Raw genomic sequence first — 18,222 nt, forward strand, 5'->3', positions numbered from 1 at the left:
CCAATTAAGATTGGCAATGCGAACAAAAAAATGTATTTCGTTGGCCGATCTTCATCTCTTCAATTAAAGTTCCACATTGTGGGCATGGTTTGCCCGCCTTACCGTAAACTTGTAACTCTTGAGCAAAATAGCCGGGCTTGCCATCGGCCTGCGCAAAATCTTTTAAAGTAGTGCCACCCTGCTGAATTGCCTTTGCCAATACGGCTTTAATTTCTGTCACGAGCAGCGTCCATTCACTCGCTTTAACTTGATTAGCAGGACGTCTTGGATCAATCCCCGCACTGAATAACGCTTCGTTGGCGTAAATATTGCCCACGCCCACCACTATATGGTTGTCCATAATGAAAGACTTTACCGCCACACGCTTGTTTTTTGCGCGTTCGATAAACGTTTGCACCGAAAAGTCATCCGTTAACGGTTCCGGGCCTAATTTGGCAAATACGCTATGCTGCTTGTCTACATCGCACCACAACCACGCACCAAAACGACGTGGATCGTTGTAACGTAAAACTTTTCCGTTACTTAATGTCAGATCCACGTGATCGTGTTTACCCGCAGGTAGCGCTGCATCAAGCACTCGTAGGGAGCCAGACATCCCCAAATGAACAATCGCACAACCTTTGTCTGTTTCAATCAACAAATATTTCGCTCGGCGAGAGATACCACGAATAACTTGCCCACTGAGTTGGCGAAGTTCTTCAGGAATCAGCCAACGTAACTTTGGTGTACGCCACGTAATAGATTCAATGGATTGGCCAATAAGATGAGGAGAAATCCCCATACGGCTGACTTCAACTTCTGGTAATTCAGGCATGATGCTCACTAACTGATTCGACGGAGGTATTTAGCATACCATTATTGTTGTTTAGGTATAGGAGGGAACAAATCTGTTCGCTCTGCAGTTACCGCAACCCAACGCTGCTGATCGTTCTTCATCAGCCAAAATTGTGGACTGCGATAAATCGTAATTCGCTGTGGCTCTTCTCGATCTCGATACCATGCTTCTATCGATTGTGGGCCCTTTAGATTTGGCTCAAGCTGCTCAAAAGTCTCTTCATCGACAGGAGTTCCAACGAGGGTTTGCCATCGCTGAGCTAGCTGGGGCGCACTATCTTTGACTGTAAAATTCGCTTCCCACTCGCCATCACGCAGCTCTAGAACGCCATAATTAAAGTGCAAAGCTGTTAAGGTAGCGTCATTAATAAGTACCGCTGGGTAAGGGGTTGCAGGAGGCTCCAATAAATAGCTTTTGATCAATGACGGCAGATTGATCAACGCAATAAAACCGATGATGCATAGAATAAGAATGTTATTCCAGCGTCGACGGCGAGCGGGAGACACACGCATACATAGTCCTTAATAAATTGGGCTTATGCAGTATATGAAATTGCGATTTATCGCGCTAGTCAGCAAAGCATATTGGTATCAAACACTAATGGATAAAGCCATTCGTTATTCTGAACCAGCGAAGCGCAGATTCAGAATCTTAACTTAGTGGCTTTAGATCCTGAATCGAGTTCAGGATGACAAAATGCTCAAGTTCAGGAAGACGGAATGGGCAGTTCAGGAAAGCGGAATCACCAAGATTCGAAAAACGGGTGAGAACGAGGAAGTATCGATGAGGATTTATAGGCAATAAAAAACCCAACTCGAAAGTTGGGTTTTATACAAGCTGCAAAGAGTCGCAATCAATTACTTGATTTTTGCTTCTTTGTATACAACGTGCTGGCGAACTACTGGATCAAACTTTTTGATCTCAAATTTGCCTGGCATGTTGCGTTTGTTCTTGTCAGTTGTGTAGAAGTGACCAGTACCTGCAGAAGATACTAGACGGATTTTCTCACGAATGCCTTTAGCCATTGTTTAATTCCTCTTAAACGTTTTCGCCACGTGCACGGATATCAACAAGAACAGCATCGATGCCTTTCTTATCAATAATACGCATGCCTTTAGCAGTTAGACGTAGTTTAACAAAACGTTTTTCGCTCTCTACCCAGAAACGATGAGTTTGTAGGTTCGGCAGAAAACGACGCTTAGTAGCATTTCGTGCGTGTGAACGGTTGTTACCCGTTACTGGACGCTTACCAGTTACTTGGCATACTCGGGACATGAATGTCTTCTCCAAATCGTTTCAGCTCGATATCAACCTTGGTGGCCGAACCTCTCTATTGCTAATGAATAAAATAGAGGTTTAAAACCGTTATGGAAAATCCATACAAGGCTATCAAAGGTCGCGCATTATACTAACTTGACTAGCATTGCTCAAGACCCGCACAGATCCTTTTTCTCGAAATTCGAGATCTTTTTTTAACCGGAGCTGATTATAAGTTAAAAAATGTCGGAGGATTGTATCAGAATTCGGGCTGTGAACAACTAAAATGTCACTACGAACGTAATAAGCTCATATCCTCGGTAGTTGAAGCTATACAAGGTCTCGAAAACCCTTGATATAAACCCACTAACACTAAAAAATTAAGTTTATGATTTTAATGAAAATAAAATCGTAAATTTATACTTAATCCAAGCTATACCACAAACCAATTATCCGGCCGATAAAAACCAAATTTATTTTGTCTTTTTGAGCTAAAAAATGCTGAGATGAGTAAAAATATGCTCAAAAATAAATCACAAGATATCGTATTCGGTTTGGCTAAAAAATATTCTCACTCAATCCTTAAAAATAAATTTTTTTACCTTCTTATATCCAGCCTCGTTCCGCAAAAGAGACGACGTCTCCATCTCCAACGACAAAATGATCAAGTACGCGAATGTCTACCAGCGCCAACGCGTCACTAATTCGCCGTGTAATACGCCTATCGGCTTGACTGGGTTCGGCAACCCCTGAGGGGTGATTGTGAGCAAGAATCACCGCTGCGCAGTTATGCTCTAGTGCACGCTTCACCACTTCCCTGGGGTACACTGACGCCGCATCTAGCGTACCTTCAAATAAGATTTCATCATGAATCACACGATGCTGATTATCGAGATAGAGTAAGTAAAAAGCTTCTCGCTGACGGTCACGTAAAATACTCGACAAATAGAGTTTGGTCTGCTGCGGGCTGGTCAGCGCTTCACCACGATGCAATGTTTCGAGTAAGTAGCGCTGAGTCATTTCCAGTACAGCTTGCAGCTGAACATATTTGGCTTCTCCCAACCCTTTATGCCGACAAAAATCAGCTTTAGAAGCCGACAATAGCCCACGTAATGAGCCCGCTTGTTTTAGCAGCTGATCCGCGAGATCTAACACATGCATCCCAGGCGTCCCCGTGCGTAAGAAGATAGCCAGCAGCTCAGCATCACTTAATGCGCTAGGACCGCGAGCCAGTAGCTTTTCCCTTGGCATCGACTCACTGGGTAAATGTTTTATCGCCATTTAATTACGCTCGATTGCATCATGGTGCGCTTATTCCACGCGTTTTGTTTTAAATGTCGAGTGCGATACGAAGATTCTTCGCCGCAGTCATAAATTAACTGCAATCGGTATGTAGAATTACCATCAGAAATTCAGCGCCATACTGCATTAATTTGAACGAACTTGACTACACGCCAGATATCTTCCTGCTTTTATGAGGAAAAAAGCGCGGCTGACAATCATCATGCTCAAAACACGCTTTGTGTTTGTGGTAAAATCCATTCAGCAATTTGGAGAGCACACATGCAAACATTAGCCGGAAAAAAGATCTTACTCGGAATCAGTGGCGGCATTGCTGCCTATAAATGTGCAGAGCTAACCCGTCGCCTTATTGAGCGAGGAGCACAAGTTCAAGTGGTTATGACCAGCGCAGCAAAGGAATTCATTACCCCATTAACAATGCAAGCAGTATCTGGTCGCCCAGTAGCAGATAGCTTACTTGACCCAAGCGCCGAAGCGTCGATGAGTCATATTGAGTCAGCGAAATGGGCAGATTTAGTGCTTTTAGCGCCAGCGACCGCCGATTTAATTGCACGAGTAGCAGCGGGCATGGGCAACGACCTACTCAGTACCTTGGTCTTAGCGACCGATGCGCCTATTGCCGTTTCTCCAGCCATGAACCAGAAAATGTATCGCAATGCCGCAACCCAAGAGAACGTTGAAACCCTTGCTCGTCGAGGAATGATGATTTGGGGGCCTGGCGCCGGCGAACAAGCATGTGGTGATGTTGGGCCAGGGCGCATGCTCGAGCCCATGGAGCTTGTCAGACATTGTGAAGACTACTTTGGCCCCAAGCCTCTGGCGGGGAAGTCAATCGCCATTACCGCAGGGCCAACTCGCGAAGCGATTGATCCTGTACGCTATATCAGCAATCACAGCTCGGGCAAAATGGGCTTTGCTTTAGCCCAGCAGGCTAAGCGTTTAGGCGCCGATGTGACCCTGATCAGTGGCCCCGTAGCCCTAGCCACACCTGTTGGTGTGACGCGAGTCAATGTTGAAAGTGCAGAGCAAATGCATCAACAAGCGATGCATCATGCCACGCAGCATGATGTGTTTATTGGCTGTGCGGCCGTGGCGGATTATCGCCCTGAAGAGGTTGCTGAGCAGAAGATCAAAAAAACCAATGATAGCGACAGTATGACGCTGACCATGGTCAAAAACCCCGATATAGTAGCCTCAGTGGCGGCGTTAAACTCGCAGCGCCCATTTACGGTTGGCTTTGCTGCTGAGACCCAAGATGTGGCGCGCTACGCTAAAAGTAAACTGAGAAACAAACAGCTGGATATGATTTGTGCTAACGATGTCTCGGTTGAAGGTCAAGGCTTTAATAGCAACGACAATATGATCACCGTATACTGGGAGCAAGGTGAGCAATCACTTACACTGGCTTCTAAAGATGAAATCGCACAACAAATTTTATTACTGATTTCACAAAAGCTAAGTACAAATTAACCATTTCATTTGAGTCAATTTATCGTCTATTACTCGGTCCTTCGCTTGAAGGAGGGCCGTGTGTTGTAATGTAAAAGGGAAAGGTCATGGTCGGTACAAAAAAATCAAATCGTCGTGAAGAGATTCTGCAAGCATTAGCAGAAATGCTGGAGTCTGCGGAAGGCGCCTCTCGCATCACCACGGCGAAACTGGCTAAACAAGTGGGAGTGTCTGAAGCAGCGCTTTATCGTCATTTCCCAAGTAAAGCGCGTATGTTCGAAGGCTTAATCGAATTCATCGAGGAATCGCTGATGTCACGCATCAATCGCATTTTTGATGAAGAGAAAGATACCCTGACGCGAATTCGTTTAGTATTACAGTTGATTTTGGCGTTTTCCGAGCGTAACCCAGGGCTAACACGCATTCTCTCCGGACATGCTCTAATGTTTGAAAATGAACGACTTCGTGAGAGAATCAACCAGCTTTTTGAACGCATTGAGACCTCACTGCGTCAAATTTTAAGAGAGCGTAGGCTGCGTGAGAATAAAGCCTTTCCTGTTGATGAACATATCCTTGCTGCCCAATTACTGGGTCAAGTTGAGGGCAGTCTTAACCGCTTTGTACGCTCTGATTTCAAATATCAACCAACGGAAAACTTTGATGAGTACTGGGCATTGCTGAGCGCTCAAATCAAGTAATCACTATGAGTAAAAGTAAATACGCTGCCCCTGAGTTTCGCTTTTCGATGCTTCATCCTCGTCATTGGGGGGTGTGGCTTGGATTTGGTTTTCTGGCCTTATTTGTGAATATTTTGCCTTACGCCCTGCTGCTAAAAACTGGCCGCGGCGTGGGTAAATTTGCAATGCGCTTTGGAAAATCTCGCGTTAAAGTCGCCAACCGTAATTTAGAGCTCGCCTTTCCTGAGATGTCGGAGAGTGAACGCGCACGCTTTGTCGAAGAAAACTTCAAAAATACGGGCATGGCGTTGATTGAAACGGGCATTACTTGGTTTTGGCCAACATGGCGCTTTAAGCGATTGATCATCGATAAAGATACCGAGCTCCTTCGTCAACATGATGCCAACGGCAAAGGCGTATTACTGTGCTGCGTGCATGCCCTTAACCTCGAAATTACCGCTCGTGCTTTGGCGGTATTAGGCGTAGGTGGGTATGGGGCGTTCCGCCCTCACGATAATGAAGTTTATAATCTGATTCAGCATTGGGGACGCAGCCATGATGGTAACATCCTGATTGACCGCAAAGATTTAAAACAAATGATTCGTGTGCTACGCCAAGGCGAGCGTCTGTTTTATCTGCCTGATCATGATTATGGACGTAATAAGTCTGTTTTTGTGCCATTTTTTGCTGTGCCTGATGCCTGCACAACGACTGGTACCAGTATTCTGGCTTACACCAGTAAATGCGCCATTGTTCCAGGCTCTGGGTTTCGCAATGAAGACGGCAAATATGAAATCATTGCCAATCAGTCGATAGAGGTCGACTATCCACAAAAAGACGAAAAAGCGGCCGCCGCATACATGAACCAATACGTCGAACAGTTAATTCTTCGCGCTCCAGAACAGTGGATGTGGCTGCATAAACGCTTCAAGACTATGGAAGATGAAACCTCACCAAAAGGTGTACGCTACAAATAATCCATTACTAAAAAGAGCCCATTGGGCTCTTTTTTCGATTAGTCATGACTGAAAGATATCTCTCGTCATTCTAGACCCGCGAAGCGCAGATTCAGAATCTAAAGTCATCCCCTATCACACTATTTAGTCTGAGACCCTGAATCGAGTTCAAAGTGACCACTTACGACCGCTAAGCGATTTTTCAATTGGCCATGACTTATACATATCTCTCGTCATTCTGAACCAGCGAAGCGCAGATTCAGAATCTAAATCAGCATCTATCAGACTATTTAGTAAAATCTTGAATCGAGTCAGGGCGACAACTTACGACCGCTAAGCGATATTGCTAAAGGTCATTAAATCCCATACTGCTCACGATACGCTTTAACTGCGGCAAGATGCTCATCGGCGCCGCCACTTTGTTCCAGGTAAGTAATTAAATCACCAAGACTGACAATCGAGATCACCGAGCAATTAAAGTCTCGCTCCACTTCTTGAATCGCAGACAACTCACCCTTACCTTTCTCTTGGCGGTCAATCGCAACCAATACACCCGCTAAATCCGCGCCGTTATTTTTGATGATCTCCATCGATTCACGGATCGCAGTTCCTGCGGTAATCACGTCATCCACCAGCATAATGCGCCCCTCAAGCGCGCTCCCCACCAAATTGCCGCCTTCACCGTGATCTTTCGCCTCTTTGCGGTTAAAACAGTAAGGCGTGTCGATATCATGACGGTCGGCAAGAGCAACCGCCGTGGTGGTTGCGATTGGAATCCCTTTATAGGCAGGGCCAAACAGAACATCAAACTTAATGCCAGAATCGGCAAGGGCTGACGCGTAAAAGCGGCCTAGCCTTGCTAAATCGCGTCCAGTGTTAAACAGGCCAGCGTTAAAAAAATACGGGCTCTTGCGCCCTGATTTTAAAGTAAACTCACCAAACTTAAGAACCCCTTTCTCAAGTGCAAACTCAATAAATTCACGCTGGTATGCTTTCATCACTTTCTCTCTTTATTACTCATTATCACAAAACGACGTTATTACTGCTGATAACAGCACACTCCCTGCTATTACCTTGCTTATTCTGCCCGGCTTTGCGAGACCGAGACAAAAAAATAGCCCCCTAACTGGGAGCTATTCGATCATTCACTTTCTAATGCCGACTTCTGCACTTCAACGATATCGGCAATGCCTTTTCTCGCCACCGACAATAAGTCCATCAGCTCTTCGTGGGTAAACGGTTCGCCTTCAGCCGTGCCTTGGACTTCAATCATTCGACCGTCTTCGGTCATCACAACGTTCATATCGGTATCAGCGGCTGAATCTTCGACGTATTCTAAGTCACATAGAATGTCGTCACCCAGAATACCAACAGAGACTGCGGCTACATGTCCTTTCATCGGATTGGCTTTCAACTTGCCTTGCGCCACTAATTGATTGAAAGCATCGGCCATCGCAACACTTGCGCCAGTGATTGACGCAGTACGCGTACCGCCATCCGCTTGAATCACATCACAGTCCACTGTGATCATCAGGTCTGGCATGGCTTCAAGATCCACAACCGCACGTAGGCTACGAGCAATCAAACGCTGGATTTCAAGCGTGCGCCCACCTTGCTTTCCGCTGGATGCTTCACGACGATTACGTGTATGCGTCGCACGAGGAAGCATGCCATATTCCGCCGTCACCCAGCCTTTACCTTGGCCTTTAAGCCAACGCGGCACGTTTTCTTCAACAGAGGCATTGCACAATACTTTGGTATTGCCAAACTCCACCAATACAGAGCCTTCAGCATAAGCAGTGTAATGACGGGTGATTTTGATAGGGCGAACTTGATCCGCCTCGCGGTCGTTTGGACGCATGGGCTTTACCTTCTGGTCGAGTGCGACAATTGGAATTGGTTGCGCATTATATAGGAAGTGGCTTGCAGTGCCTAGCCCATAGCCGCTTCCTTTCTATAGCCCTAAGCTCCAATCCGCTGACCAACCTGTGACACCAAGATGACACAACATGACTCCCAGTCTCATCAATCGCCTTTGCCCTAGTGCTAGGTTTGTATGTTACTATAAGCCCAGATTTCAATTCACATTCTCAGTGAGAACAAGGACACACAATGATTTACAGTATGACCGCATACGCGCGCAAAGAAGTCAAAAGCGAATGGGGTAGCGCTATCTGGGAAATCCGCTCGGTCAACCAACGTTACCTAGAAACGTACTTTCGTCTGCCGGAGCAATTTCGCGGCATTGAGCCGGTATTGCGTGAACGTTTTCGCAAACGTCTGGCTCGCGGTAAGGTTGAATGTAGCTTGCGCTTTGAAGCCAACCCAGCGGCCAATACCGAACTGTCAATCAACGCGCCTCTTGCTGAGCAAGTCATTAAAGCCGCCAATCAAGTCATGAGCATGACCGGCGAGCTAAGCCGCATCAATCCATTCCAAGTCATGCAATGGCCAGGAGTGATGGAAAGCTCAGAGCAAGACCTCGACACAATTAATAAAGACCTTCTGACCGCATTTGATGATGCACTGAGTGAATTTATCGAAGCTCGTGGCCGCGAAGGCGACAACATGAAAGCGCTGATTGAAGCGCGTCTTGAGTCAATCAACCAAGAAGTGGTGAAAGTACGTGCTCGCATGCCAGAAATTCTAGAGTGGCAGCGTGAACGCCTAACCACCAAATTTGAAGACGCAAAAATTGAGCTCGACTCAACGCGAGTAGAACAAGAGCTGATTCTTCTCGCGCAGAAATCAGACGTCGCTGAAGAGTTAGATCGCCTTGATTCACACGTCAAAGAAACGCGTAATATTTTGAATAAAGGCGGCGCTTGCGGACGCCGTTTAGACTTTATGATGCAAGAGTTCAATCGTGAGTCTAACACCTTGGCTTCTAAGTCGATCTCCGCCGATATCACCGCCTCTGGCGTCGAGCTTAAAGTGTTGATTGAACAAATGCGCGAGCAGATCCAGAATATTGAATAAGTGGATGAATGTTTATTAATGAAACCTCGCTTTGGCGGGGTTTTTTATTGTCAGTTTTTTCGCTAAGGGACGGCTTTGACGGCGATTAGACTTGCGCTGGGTATCGAGTCTGAGGTCTAATGTTACCGTAACATTATGTCGTCAGTTCAAGGCTCTTATGCAAAGAAAATCTCGTCCAACCTTGCAAGATATCGCAGATCGAGTTGGCATTACCAAAATGACTGTCTCTCGCTATATGCGTGATCCAAGCTCCGTCGCTCAAGCTACTCAACAAAAAATCGCTGCCGTGGTGGAAGAGCTTGGTTACATTCAAAATCGCGTGCCTGCGATGCTCTCGAAATCATCGAGTAAAGCCATTGGCATTATTCTGCCTTCGCTCTCGAATCAAGTGTTTGCTAATTTGGTTCAAGGGATTGAACAAGTGACCAAAGCCCACGGCTACGACACCTTGATTGCTCATACTGGCTACAACCAAGCCGAAGAAGAGGATAAAATTGCAGCGCTGCTTTCCTATCAAGTGGATGGACTGATTCTTACTGAAACCAATCATACACCACGCACACTGCAAATGCTCAAACAAGCGGGAATACCTGTGGTGGAAACCATGGAATTGCCCAGCGAACCTATCGATATGGCCGTCGGTTTAGATCACGAGCAGACCGCCTTTGAAGTCGTCTCTAAGATGATTGCTGCTGGAAAAACCAATGTGGCTTATCTGGGGGCACGTTTGGATACGCGAACCCAATTAAGGATGCAAGGGTATGATCGCGCCATGCAGGCTGCAGGGCTTGAGTCGAAGCACATTACAACCAAGCAACATTCCAGTTTTACTATGGGCGGCGAACTGCTTGAGCAAGCCTTAACGCAATATCCGAATCTCGACGGTATTTTTTGTACCAACGACGATATCGCGATCGGTGCGATGATGTACTGCTCACATCATCAAATTGCAATTCCAAAACAGATCAGTGTTGTTGGCTACAACGCGTTGGATATTGGTCAAGCCATTATTCCTAAACTGACCAGTGTCGAGACGCCGCGATTTGAAATCGGCCAGAAAAGTGCCGAGCTGCTACTTGATGTACTAACGGGCACTGTCCCTGAGCAAAAGGTTTACGATTTAGGTTACCAATTAACTCAAGGACAGACACTGTAAATCGTTAAATTGATTGACCAAACAGGTAGCTGGCCCCTTGATCCGCACGGCTCACATTCTGACGCATCAACCCAAATAGTTCGCGTCCCCAATCTTGCTGGGCTAGTTCGCAATCTGGGTGTTCAATTTGACGCCCAGTTAGGTCGGCAAGGCATTCCAGTGTACCGGAGACAGCATCAACGCGAATCATATCGTCATTTTGAATCAAACCAATAGCGCCGCCATGTAGCGCTTCTGGTGAAACATGAATAGCGGCAGGGATCTTGCCAGATGCACCAGAAAGCCGTCCGTCAGTGACTAACGCCACATGAAAACCGGATTTTTGCAGGTTCCCTAAAATCGGCATCAGTTTGTGTAACTCCGGCATACCATTGGCGGCCGGCCCGGTATAGCGCACAACCACCACACAATCCTGATTCAGTAATCCGGCTTGGTAGGCGCGCTCGACATCATGCTGAGAATGAAAGACTTTTGCCGGCGCCTCAACCAGGCGATGTTCACTTTTCACCGCTGATACTTTGATCACCGCGCGGCCTAAGTTGCCGTTCAGTACCTTTAGACCACCAGTAACCTGAAAGCTCTCACCGCGTGCAGCAATTACACTTGAGTCCAACGTCTGCTCACTTTCAATCCACTCAAGTCGACCGTCAATTAACTGTGGACGCTTTAGCATATCCGCGAATTCACCACTGACTGGCGTCACATCGCTATGCAGTAACCCTCGCTCATGAAGGCGAGTCATCAGCATTGGTACACCACCAGCGGCTTCAAATTGGTTGATGTCGGCACTGCCATTAGGATAAACATTGGCGAGAAGAGGTACATGATCGGATAAATCACTGATATCTTGCCAAGTCAGTTCAATTCCCGCTGCGCGCGCTAAAGCCACCAAATGAATCGAATGGTTGGTGCTGCCACCAGAAGCCAGCAGAGCGACTAAACCGTTGACCAAACTTTTTTCGGTCACCACTTGACTCAAAGGGCGATAGTTTGGTGACCCTGGCGCCATTGCCGCAACATCAACCGTGATTTTTTCAGTCAGAGCCTGGCGTAATCGACTGTCTGGATGGACAAACGCAGAACCGGGCAGCATCAACCCCATTGCTTCAAACACCAATTGATTGGTATTGGCCGTACCGTAAAAGGTGCAAGTGCCCGGGGAATGATAAGAGCGGCACTCCATATCCAATAGCGCCTCACGCCCAAGCTCACCGGCGGCGTATTTTTGCCTTACGTCGACTTTTTCATCATTACTGATGCCTGTCGACATAGGTCCGGCTGGTATGAATGCGGTTGGCAAATGCGCATAACTTAACGCGCCCATCAATTGTCCAGGTGCTATTTTGTCACAAATACCGAGCAGCAGCGTGCCATCAAACATGTTATGGCTGAGTGATAGCGCTGTTGTTTGCGCGATTAAATCCCTTGAAAACAGCGACATATCCATACCCGATTGACCTTGGGTCACGCCATCACACATCGCCGGTACACCACCTGCAATTTGCGCAGTATGCCCAAGCGGTGCGAGTGTGGCTTTGATATGGTCGGGGTAGTCTTTATACACTTGATGCGCACTGAGCATGTCATTGTAGGCGGTGATGATGGCGAGATTGGCCCGCGTTAAATCAAGGACATGACCTTTTTCGTGGTTGGAACACGCGGCAATCGCGTGCGCCAGATTGCCACATGACAGCGATCCTTTCCCTTTCCCGAGCGCCGCTTGTTGCTCGCTCCGCTGAAGAAACGCTGCGCGCAGCGACTGGCTGCGCTCAATAATACGCTGAGTAATGGTCAGAATCGCTTGCGTGGTCATGCTTGCGCTCCTTGGCGCTGTTTCAGCGCTTGAACCGCTTGACTCACGACGCCATCAATATCTTGGTCAATATTGATGTTAATCACGTCAACTTCGTTATCATCAGGGCGCTCCAGAGTCGCGAATTGGCTTTCCACCATATTCACTTTCATAAAGTGACCTTTACGCTGACGCATGCGCTCGACAATTAAATCGAAGTCCCCATCAAGGAATAGAAAATTGACACCTTGGTTCCCATCGCGAATTTGGTCACGGTAACTTTTCTTAAGCGCCGAGCAGACAATCACACCTTGTTCGTTTTTGTGCTCTAAACTGAATGCCGCATCGCGAATGCGCTCAAGCCACGGCATGCGGTCATCATCATTCAGTGGTTCACCACGACCCATTTTTTCAATATTGGCGCGCGGATGGAGGTCGTCCCCATCAATAAATTTTGCGCCAAGTTCAGCGGCCACCAAAGCACCTACGGTACTTTTTCCGGACCCACTGACTCCCATTACGACAATACTGCTACCACTCATACAGACTCCTTAAAGCGACTAAGAGCTGGATCTCATTTTTTAACTTTGCTAGCGAAATTGACTTTATCTTAGTGATGTTATCAGTAACATGTTACCCGTAACTCGAAGATTTGTGAACTAATACACAAACATTATCCTGAAATAAGGTGAACAACATGGAACAACTTACCCACGCTACTGATCCTACACATTTGTTGATCATTGCTGCCTGTGCAATCGTCGCTTTATTGATATTAATCATGAAGTTAAAGATACACGCCTTTGCATCATTAACCCTTGTCAGCCTAGGTACGGCCATCGCCACGGGCGTTCCCAGTGACCAAGTCGTGCCAACAATGATGTCCGGTTTCGGTGGCACCTTAGCCTCAGTGGCGCTGCTGGTTGGCCTTGGGGCGATGATCGGCAAAATTCTTGAAGTGACTGGTGGTGCGAAAGTACTGGCGGATACATTAATTAATCGTTTTGGTGAAAAACGCGCACCGTTTGCACTCGGTGTCGCATCACTGCTCTTTGGTTTCCCGATCTTTTTTGATGCAGGGCTTATCGTGATGATGCCGATTCTATTCAGTGTCGCGAAACGCTTTGGTGGCTCACCACTCAAATACGCATTACCTGTTGGCGGCGCATTTGCGGTCATGCATGCTTTTGTGCCTCCGCACCCTGGCCCTGTCGCAGCGTCTGATTTATTGGGCGCGGACTTAGGCTTGCTGCTGGTTGTCGGTCTACTGGTGGCAATGCCAACCTGGTACTTTGGCGGTTATCTATTTGGCCTATACTCTGGCAGCAAATTTAACCTGCCTTTATCCAAAGCGTTCTTAAACACTGAAGTGATGTTTAAGGAGAAAAAGGATCTGCCGAAATTCTCCACCGTTCTGATGATTTTAATTCTGCCGGTGATTCTGATCTTTATGGATACCGGTCTAAACACCTTATCTGTCGCCGGCGTAGTTGATGGTTCATCCACCTGGGTTGAAACATTGCGCATGCTGGGTAAAACCCCGGTTGCACTCTTGATTACGCTATTGGTCAGCCTATGTGTATTTGGCAAACAAGTCGGTATGAGCAAACTTGAAAAGCTATGTACTGACTCTCTCGCCCCCATTTGTGCGGTGATTTTGGTGACTGGCGCAGGGGGAATGTTTGGCGGCGTATTACGCTCAAGCGGTATTGGTCAAGCGCTGGCTGATGCTTTATCCGATACCGGTATGCCAGTGATTGTAGCGGCCTTTGTGATTTCAACCTGTTTACGTGTTGCCCAAGGTTCAGCGACCGTGGCGTTGACCACAACGGCTGCACTTATGGCGCCAATTGTGTCACAGACCACTGGTCTGTCTGAGCTTGATCTGTGCTTTATCGTGATCGCAATTGCTGGCGGTGCCACCGTACTCTCACACTTCAACGACTCTGGCTTCTGGTTGGTATCTCGCCTACTTGAAATGGATGAAAAGACCACACTGAAAACGTGGACCGTCATGGAAACCTTGCTTGGCACGATCGCCTTTACGATTGTCGCCGTGCTCAGCATCTTCTTATAAGGTAAAAACACAACATGCTAACGCTCGAACAAAAACTTCAAGCCATTAAAGTGGTGCCGGTGATCGCTTTAAATCATGTCGACCAAGCTTTGCCTTTGGCAAAAGTATTAATGGAAAATGGCCTGCCATGTGCAGAGGTAACATTTCGCACCGGTGCCGCGGCAGAGTCGATGCGTATTATGCGCCAAGCTTATCCCGACATGCTGATTGGTGCCGGGACCGTCTTGACAACGGAACAGGTGGATCAAGCGATCGAAGCCGGTGCCGACTTTATTGTCAGCCCAGGCCTAAACCCAACTACCGTCAAATACTGCCAGCAGCGCGGGATTGCGATTGTTCCTGGCGTTAACAATCCGAGCTTAGTTGAACAAGCGATGGCACTGGGTCTTAAAACACTGAAATTTTTCCCTGCCGAACCTTCCGGTGGCGTGGCCATGCTGAAGTCACTGAGTGCCGTTTACCCTATAAGTTTTATGCCAACGGGTGGCATCAGCCCAAATAACATTAGTGATTACTTAGCACTGCCGAGTGTCATTGCGTGTGGCGGTACATGGATGGTGCCAACCGCCTTACTTGATGCGCACGATTGGTCAGCGATTGGCGAACTGATCCAACAGCTGTAAATCCCCCTTCTCTTTGTCTCATCTATCCTAGACAGGCAGTACCGATATTGGTGCTGCCTTTTTTCTGTTATTTCAACACACTAATCAACACTCACTTGCCAGGTTTACACCGTACAGGGTACGCCATTTAAGCTATTCACCTCACTGATAGAATTCACGTCAATTTGTTATTTCTTTTACATCTTTCTGCTAGCGTCTTGACGTTAGACCTTCGTTAAATCAGTACGATTGTTATTCACTCTCTGCCTCATTAGTCACGTGGGAGAGACGAAAGTTTGGCCGTTCAACATCAAGCGTCTCATTGCGTTAACTCGCTGGACGATAAGGGTATTTAGGTCTTATATGAAGAAAATGATTTCTGTTGTCATTCCATGCTTCAACGAAAGTGAGGTCATTGACTTTACTGTTGAAGAATTGTTGTCTGTCACTAATGGATTAAGTGATTACCGCTTCGAATTGATTTTCGTTAACGACGGCAGCTCAGATGATACGGAAGCCAAACTCCTGAGCTACAGCAAGCAACACGCGAATGTTCACACCCTCTCTTTTTCTCGCAATTTTGGGCATCAGCAAGCCGTCAGTGCAGGTATCGACGCCAGTCGTGGCGATGCGGTGGTATTAATTGACGCGGATTTACAAGATCCACCGCAAGTCATCGAGCAGATGATTGAAAAATGGCAAGCCGGCTATGATGTCGTTTACGGTACTCGTTTGCATCGCGACGGTGAATCTACGTTTAAACGCGCCTCCGCTAAGCTGTTTTACAAGGTCCTCAATCGACTGTCTGAAATTCCTATTCCGCTCGACACTGGGGATTTTCGTCTCATGGATCGCCAAGTGGTGGAACAACTCAAAGAGATGCCAGAAAAAACACGCTTTATTCGTGGCATGGTGAGCTGGATCGGGTTTAACCAAACTTATGTGGAGTATGAACGTTCAGCGCGCTTTGCTGGCGAATCGAAATACCCACTGCGTAAAATGATTCGCTTTGCGCTTGATGGCATTTTGTCGTTCTCGGTAAAACCACTCAAGATTTCGATTTTAATGGGCTTTATCTCATCGGGCGTCGCGTTCCTTTTACTCATCTATTCGATTTATGTTCGCTTGGCCACCGATGAGTGGGTATCGGGTTGGACATCCTTAGTAGACTCAATCCTATTTATGGGCGGCGTTCAGCTGATTGCGATTGGTATTTTAGGCGAATATGTCGCGCGAATTTACAACGAAGCCAAACACCGACCACTGTATATTCTTAAGAAAGGACTGGATGGTGAGCACAGTGAAACCCGCCAAGAAAGCGAGTAGTTGGATAAGCCCCTCTCTGTGGCAAAAAATCCGTTTTGCCATGGTGGGCGTCATCAATACGCTGACCGCGTATGTGGCTTTTATCGCTTTATATCAAATCACTCATCGACATATTTTAGCGTCAGTCTTGGCCTATTTCATTGGCATGATGGTGAGCTATGTGCTTAATCGCAGTTTTGTGTTTAAACAACCGAAACGCTCTGGTCAATTTGTCCCATTCTGTGTGGTCAATTTGACCTCTTTAGCCTGCAGTACTGGCATTTTATATCTGCTTGTCGACCACCTTGGAATGTACGTCTACTTAGCGCAAGTATTTGCTATCGGCGCTTCCATGGTGATTAATTATCTCGGTTATCGGACCATTTTTACTCGTGGGGTGTATCAATGAATACGCTGTTATCGTCACAACGCAGTGACAAAATCCAGCTAGACTGGCTACGTATTGCCCAATGGGCTTTAGTCGCCATTCTTGCGCTGGTCACGCTTTACAACGTCTACTATTCAATGCTTGAGAATGTCGCTCATGATGCCATGCCTTACATGGACGATTATGTCGGCAAATTTGTCTCAGAAGGGCGCTGGATTAACTTTGCACTATTTCACGCGCTACAAGCGGTTCCGCAGTTTATTGCCGTCAGTTTATGCAGCTTGTTTGTGTTTGTCTTTGGTTACCAAGTGGCCAATGGTATGCGCAAAGAACCTTGGCTTGCGGTTGCTTTTGCTCTGTTAATAGTCAACGTGCCGTACTTTACCATGCTGTTTAAATGGCCAATGACCTTAGTGCCGGGGATGGCATTGTTAGCGCTATTTTCATGCGTCACCAATAGGTTATCGCGCAACACATTTTTACTGCTGTCAGGCATTCTGCTGTTCGCCACCTACCCCGCATTTTACTTCCTGATGCCGCTGCTCTTCATTCGTGACATCAGCCGTTCCAGCTTTAAAGAGTTTGTACTCTTTATGGTGGTCTGGATGGCCGGTTATGTATTGGGCTATGTCGTCGCGAATATCAGCGTCTACATCTATACCTATTTATTTACCGATCACCCAAGCTTCATTGAGTTTGTGAGTTGGCGAAAATCAACGCCCACCAGCGATATGGACTCACTGATCAGTAATATCCTTAAAAGTGCAGGTAACTTTGAACGCAATGCACTCTATCTTGCAGATCTCAGCCCGTGGCTATTTGTGCCAGTGGCGTTAACCACTTTATGGGCGTTGAAAAATCACTTTAAATACACGCTTGTCGTATTCATGGTGGTGTTCTCGATTTACGCCAGTGTGGTTGCTATGGGCGTCAAAGTTCCTTTGCGCTCAGGGATTACCTTGCCGATTGGCTTAGCGATGATGATTTTACTGGTCGAGAATCGAACTTGGCGAATCGTATTGCTACTGAGTTTGTTTGTGCCATTTGCGTATAAAATGCATCACTACAATCACAGCTATAATGAGAAGCGTATTCTCACCGAAGCGATGCTGGTTGAGCGTGATACGCAAGGCTATTTACAGCAACCAGAGCGTTTCGACAAAATTGTCATCAGTGCCGACAATGTCAAAACCAGTGAGTACTTTTATCAATTGACGAAGTCTGATGCTTATAAAAACCTTACCAACCTTGAGCTGCATTATTTAAGACCGTACCTCTATCAATTTGGCTGGAAAGATCAAAATATCGACTTCCTTGACCAGCCACGAGATAAGGTCACAGGTGAGGCCTACATCGAAGCCAAAGGGCGAACGTTGTACGTCGATATCGAATAAGCACCGCTCACGCCGCTTTGCGCAAGTAAAGCGGCGTGTTTGTCCTAATCGAT

Annotated in this window: 19 protein-coding genes; 10 read left to right on the forward strand and 9 right to left on the reverse strand. The window is 46.9% G+C overall.

Annotation, left to right across the window (positions count from 1 at the left end; translation table 11 throughout):
* Positions 1–4 precede the first annotated feature (4 nt).
* From mutM to radC, 5 genes are all read right to left on the reverse strand, one after another.
* Entirely contained in the window at positions 5–814 is an 810-nt protein-coding gene (mutM, locus tag M1D72_RS21050) for a bifunctional DNA-formamidopyrimidine glycosylase/DNA-(apurinic or apyrimidinic site) lyase (RefSeq protein WP_456296423.1), read from the reverse strand.
* A gap of 41 nt (positions 815–855) precedes the next feature.
* The gene (locus tag M1D72_RS21055; RefSeq protein ID WP_456296424.1) at positions 856–1,347 is read right to left on the reverse strand and encodes a hypothetical protein; all 492 of its coding nucleotides are present in this window, start codon (positions 1,345–1,347) and stop codon (positions 856–858) included.
* A gap of 345 nt (positions 1,348–1,692) precedes the next feature.
* Positions 1,693–1,860, reverse strand: a complete 168-nt coding sequence (gene rpmG / locus M1D72_RS21060) for a 50S ribosomal protein L33 (RefSeq protein ID WP_004728408.1) — start codon at positions 1,858–1,860, stop codon at positions 1,693–1,695.
* 13 nt (positions 1,861–1,873) lie between these two features.
* On the reverse strand, positions 1,874–2,110 hold the full coding sequence (rpmB, locus tag M1D72_RS21065) for a 50S ribosomal protein L28 (protein WP_004728407.1): 237 nt from the start codon (positions 2,108–2,110) through the stop codon (positions 1,874–1,876).
* A gap of 588 nt (positions 2,111–2,698) precedes the next feature.
* Positions 2,699–3,373, reverse strand: a complete 675-nt coding sequence (radC, locus tag M1D72_RS21070) for a RadC family protein (RefSeq protein WP_456296425.1) — start codon at positions 3,371–3,373, stop codon at positions 2,699–2,701.
* 282 nt (positions 3,374–3,655) lie between these two features.
* Between radC and coaBC the strand changes: the two genes are divergently transcribed.
* The 3 genes from coaBC (at position 3,656) to M1D72_RS21085 (ending at position 6,497) form a co-directional block, all read left to right on the forward strand.
* Entirely contained in the window at positions 3,656–4,864 is a 1,209-nt protein-coding gene (coaBC, locus tag M1D72_RS21075) for a bifunctional phosphopantothenoylcysteine decarboxylase/phosphopantothenate--cysteine ligase CoaBC (protein WP_456296426.1), read from the forward strand.
* Between the two features lie 86 nt (positions 4,865–4,950).
* Positions 4,951–5,541, forward strand: a complete 591-nt coding sequence (slmA, locus tag M1D72_RS21080; RefSeq protein WP_390194497.1) for a nucleoid occlusion factor SlmA — start codon at positions 4,951–4,953, stop codon at positions 5,539–5,541.
* A 5-nt stretch (positions 5,542–5,546) separates the two neighbouring features.
* Entirely contained in the window at positions 5,547–6,497 is a 951-nt protein-coding gene (locus M1D72_RS21085) for a Kdo(2)-lipid IV(A) acyltransferase (RefSeq protein WP_456296427.1), read from the forward strand.
* 335 nt (positions 6,498–6,832) lie between these two features.
* On the opposite strand, the gene pyrE is transcribed toward M1D72_RS21085, so the two are convergent.
* Both pyrE and rph read right to left on the reverse strand, forming a co-directional pair.
* On the reverse strand, positions 6,833–7,474 hold the full coding sequence (gene pyrE / locus M1D72_RS21090; RefSeq protein WP_456296428.1) for an orotate phosphoribosyltransferase: 642 nt from the start codon (positions 7,472–7,474) through the stop codon (positions 6,833–6,835).
* A gap of 143 nt (positions 7,475–7,617) precedes the next feature.
* Positions 7,618–8,337 (reverse strand): ribonuclease PH, encoded by a 720-nt coding sequence (rph, locus tag M1D72_RS21095; RefSeq protein WP_456296429.1) that lies wholly within the window; start codon positions 8,335–8,337, stop codon positions 7,618–7,620.
* A 251-nt stretch (positions 8,338–8,588) separates the two neighbouring features.
* On the opposite strand from rph, the gene M1D72_RS21100 reads away from it, so the two are divergent.
* Both M1D72_RS21100 and M1D72_RS21105 read left to right on the forward strand, forming a co-directional pair.
* On the forward strand, positions 8,589–9,455 hold the full coding sequence (locus M1D72_RS21100) for a YicC/YloC family endoribonuclease (RefSeq protein WP_390194493.1): 867 nt from the start codon (positions 8,589–8,591) through the stop codon (positions 9,453–9,455).
* Between the two features lie 157 nt (positions 9,456–9,612).
* Entirely contained in the window at positions 9,613–10,611 is a 999-nt protein-coding gene (locus M1D72_RS21105; RefSeq protein WP_456296430.1) for a LacI family DNA-binding transcriptional regulator, read from the forward strand.
* Between the two features lie 4 nt (positions 10,612–10,615).
* Here the strand turns inward: M1D72_RS21105 and edd are convergent, their stop codons facing one another.
* On the reverse strand, positions 10,616–12,424 hold the full coding sequence (gene edd / locus M1D72_RS21110; protein WP_456296431.1) for a phosphogluconate dehydratase: 1,809 nt from the start codon (positions 12,422–12,424) through the stop codon (positions 10,616–10,618).
* Entirely contained in the window at positions 12,421–12,945 is a 525-nt protein-coding gene (locus tag M1D72_RS21115; protein WP_390194478.1) for a gluconokinase, read from the reverse strand. Before M1D72_RS21115 ends, edd begins: the two co-directional genes overlap by 4 nt.
* 155 nt (positions 12,946–13,100) lie before the next feature.
* Here M1D72_RS21115 and M1D72_RS21120 point away from each other — a divergent pair, with 155 nt between their 5' ends.
* From M1D72_RS21120 to M1D72_RS21140, 5 genes are all read left to right on the forward strand, one after another.
* Positions 13,101–14,480, forward strand: coding sequence for a GntP family permease (locus M1D72_RS21120; protein WP_390194477.1), 1,380 nt, complete (start codon positions 13,101–13,103; stop codon positions 14,478–14,480).
* 14 nt (positions 14,481–14,494) lie between these two features.
* Positions 14,495–15,103, forward strand: coding sequence for a bifunctional 4-hydroxy-2-oxoglutarate aldolase/2-dehydro-3-deoxy-phosphogluconate aldolase (locus tag M1D72_RS21125; protein WP_456296432.1), 609 nt, complete (start codon positions 14,495–14,497; stop codon positions 15,101–15,103).
* A 342-nt stretch (positions 15,104–15,445) separates the two neighbouring features.
* Positions 15,446–16,408, forward strand: coding sequence for a glycosyltransferase family 2 protein (locus M1D72_RS21130; RefSeq protein WP_390194475.1), 963 nt, complete (start codon positions 15,446–15,448; stop codon positions 16,406–16,408).
* Positions 16,383–16,796 (forward strand): GtrA family protein, encoded by a 414-nt coding sequence (locus tag M1D72_RS21135; protein WP_390194474.1) that lies wholly within the window; start codon positions 16,383–16,385, stop codon positions 16,794–16,796. Before M1D72_RS21130 ends, M1D72_RS21135 begins: the two co-directional genes overlap by 26 nt.
* Positions 16,793–18,169, forward strand: a complete 1,377-nt coding sequence (locus tag M1D72_RS21140; protein WP_456296433.1) for a GtrA family protein — start codon at positions 16,793–16,795, stop codon at positions 18,167–18,169. The genes M1D72_RS21135 and M1D72_RS21140 overlap by 4 nt, the downstream gene beginning before the upstream one ends.
* Positions 18,170–18,222 lie beyond the last annotated feature (53 nt).

Source organism: Vibrio sp. AK197, from assembly GCF_053903115.1.

Bases quoted from the DNA above. Each gene is read 5' to 3' on its own strand.
- mutM (WP_456296423.1), bottom strand. From the start codon at position 814: ATGCCTGAATTACCAGAAGTTGAAGTCAGCCGTATGGGGATTTCTCCT.
- M1D72_RS21055 (WP_456296424.1), bottom strand. From the start codon at position 1,347: ATGCGTGTGTCTCCCGCTCGCCGTCGACGCTGGAATAACATTCTTATT.
- rpmG (WP_004728408.1), bottom strand. From the start codon at position 1,860: ATGGCTAAAGGCATTCGTGAGAAAATCCGTCTAGTATCTTCTGCAGGT.
- rpmB (WP_004728407.1), bottom strand. From the start codon at position 2,110: ATGTCCCGAGTATGCCAAGTAACTGGTAAGCGTCCAGTAACGGGTAAC.
- radC (WP_456296425.1), bottom strand. From the start codon at position 3,373: ATGGCGATAAAACATTTACCCAGTGAGTCGATGCCAAGGGAAAAGCTA.
- coaBC (WP_456296426.1), top strand. From the start codon at position 3,656: ATGCAAACATTAGCCGGAAAAAAGATCTTACTCGGAATCAGTGGCGGC.
- slmA (WP_390194497.1), top strand. From the start codon at position 4,951: ATGGTCGGTACAAAAAAATCAAATCGTCGTGAAGAGATTCTGCAAGCA.
- M1D72_RS21085 (WP_456296427.1), top strand. From the start codon at position 5,547: ATGAGTAAAAGTAAATACGCTGCCCCTGAGTTTCGCTTTTCGATGCTT.
- pyrE (WP_456296428.1), bottom strand. From the start codon at position 7,474: ATGAAAGCATACCAGCGTGAATTTATTGAGTTTGCACTTGAGAAAGGG.
- rph (WP_456296429.1), bottom strand. From the start codon at position 8,337: ATGCGTCCAAACGACCGCGAGGCGGATCAAGTTCGCCCTATCAAAATC.
- M1D72_RS21100 (WP_390194493.1), top strand. From the start codon at position 8,589: ATGATTTACAGTATGACCGCATACGCGCGCAAAGAAGTCAAAAGCGAA.
- M1D72_RS21105 (WP_456296430.1), top strand. From the start codon at position 9,613: ATGCAAAGAAAATCTCGTCCAACCTTGCAAGATATCGCAGATCGAGTT.
- edd (WP_456296431.1), bottom strand. From the start codon at position 12,424: ATGACCACGCAAGCGATTCTGACCATTACTCAGCGTATTATTGAGCGC.
- M1D72_RS21115 (WP_390194478.1), bottom strand. From the start codon at position 12,945: ATGAGTGGTAGCAGTATTGTCGTAATGGGAGTCAGTGGGTCCGGAAAA.
- M1D72_RS21120 (WP_390194477.1), top strand. From the start codon at position 13,101: ATGGAACAACTTACCCACGCTACTGATCCTACACATTTGTTGATCATT.
- M1D72_RS21125 (WP_456296432.1), top strand. From the start codon at position 14,495: ATGCTAACGCTCGAACAAAAACTTCAAGCCATTAAAGTGGTGCCGGTG.
- M1D72_RS21130 (WP_390194475.1), top strand. From the start codon at position 15,446: ATGAAGAAAATGATTTCTGTTGTCATTCCATGCTTCAACGAAAGTGAG.
- M1D72_RS21140 (WP_456296433.1), top strand. From the start codon at position 16,793: ATGAATACGCTGTTATCGTCACAACGCAGTGACAAAATCCAGCTAGAC.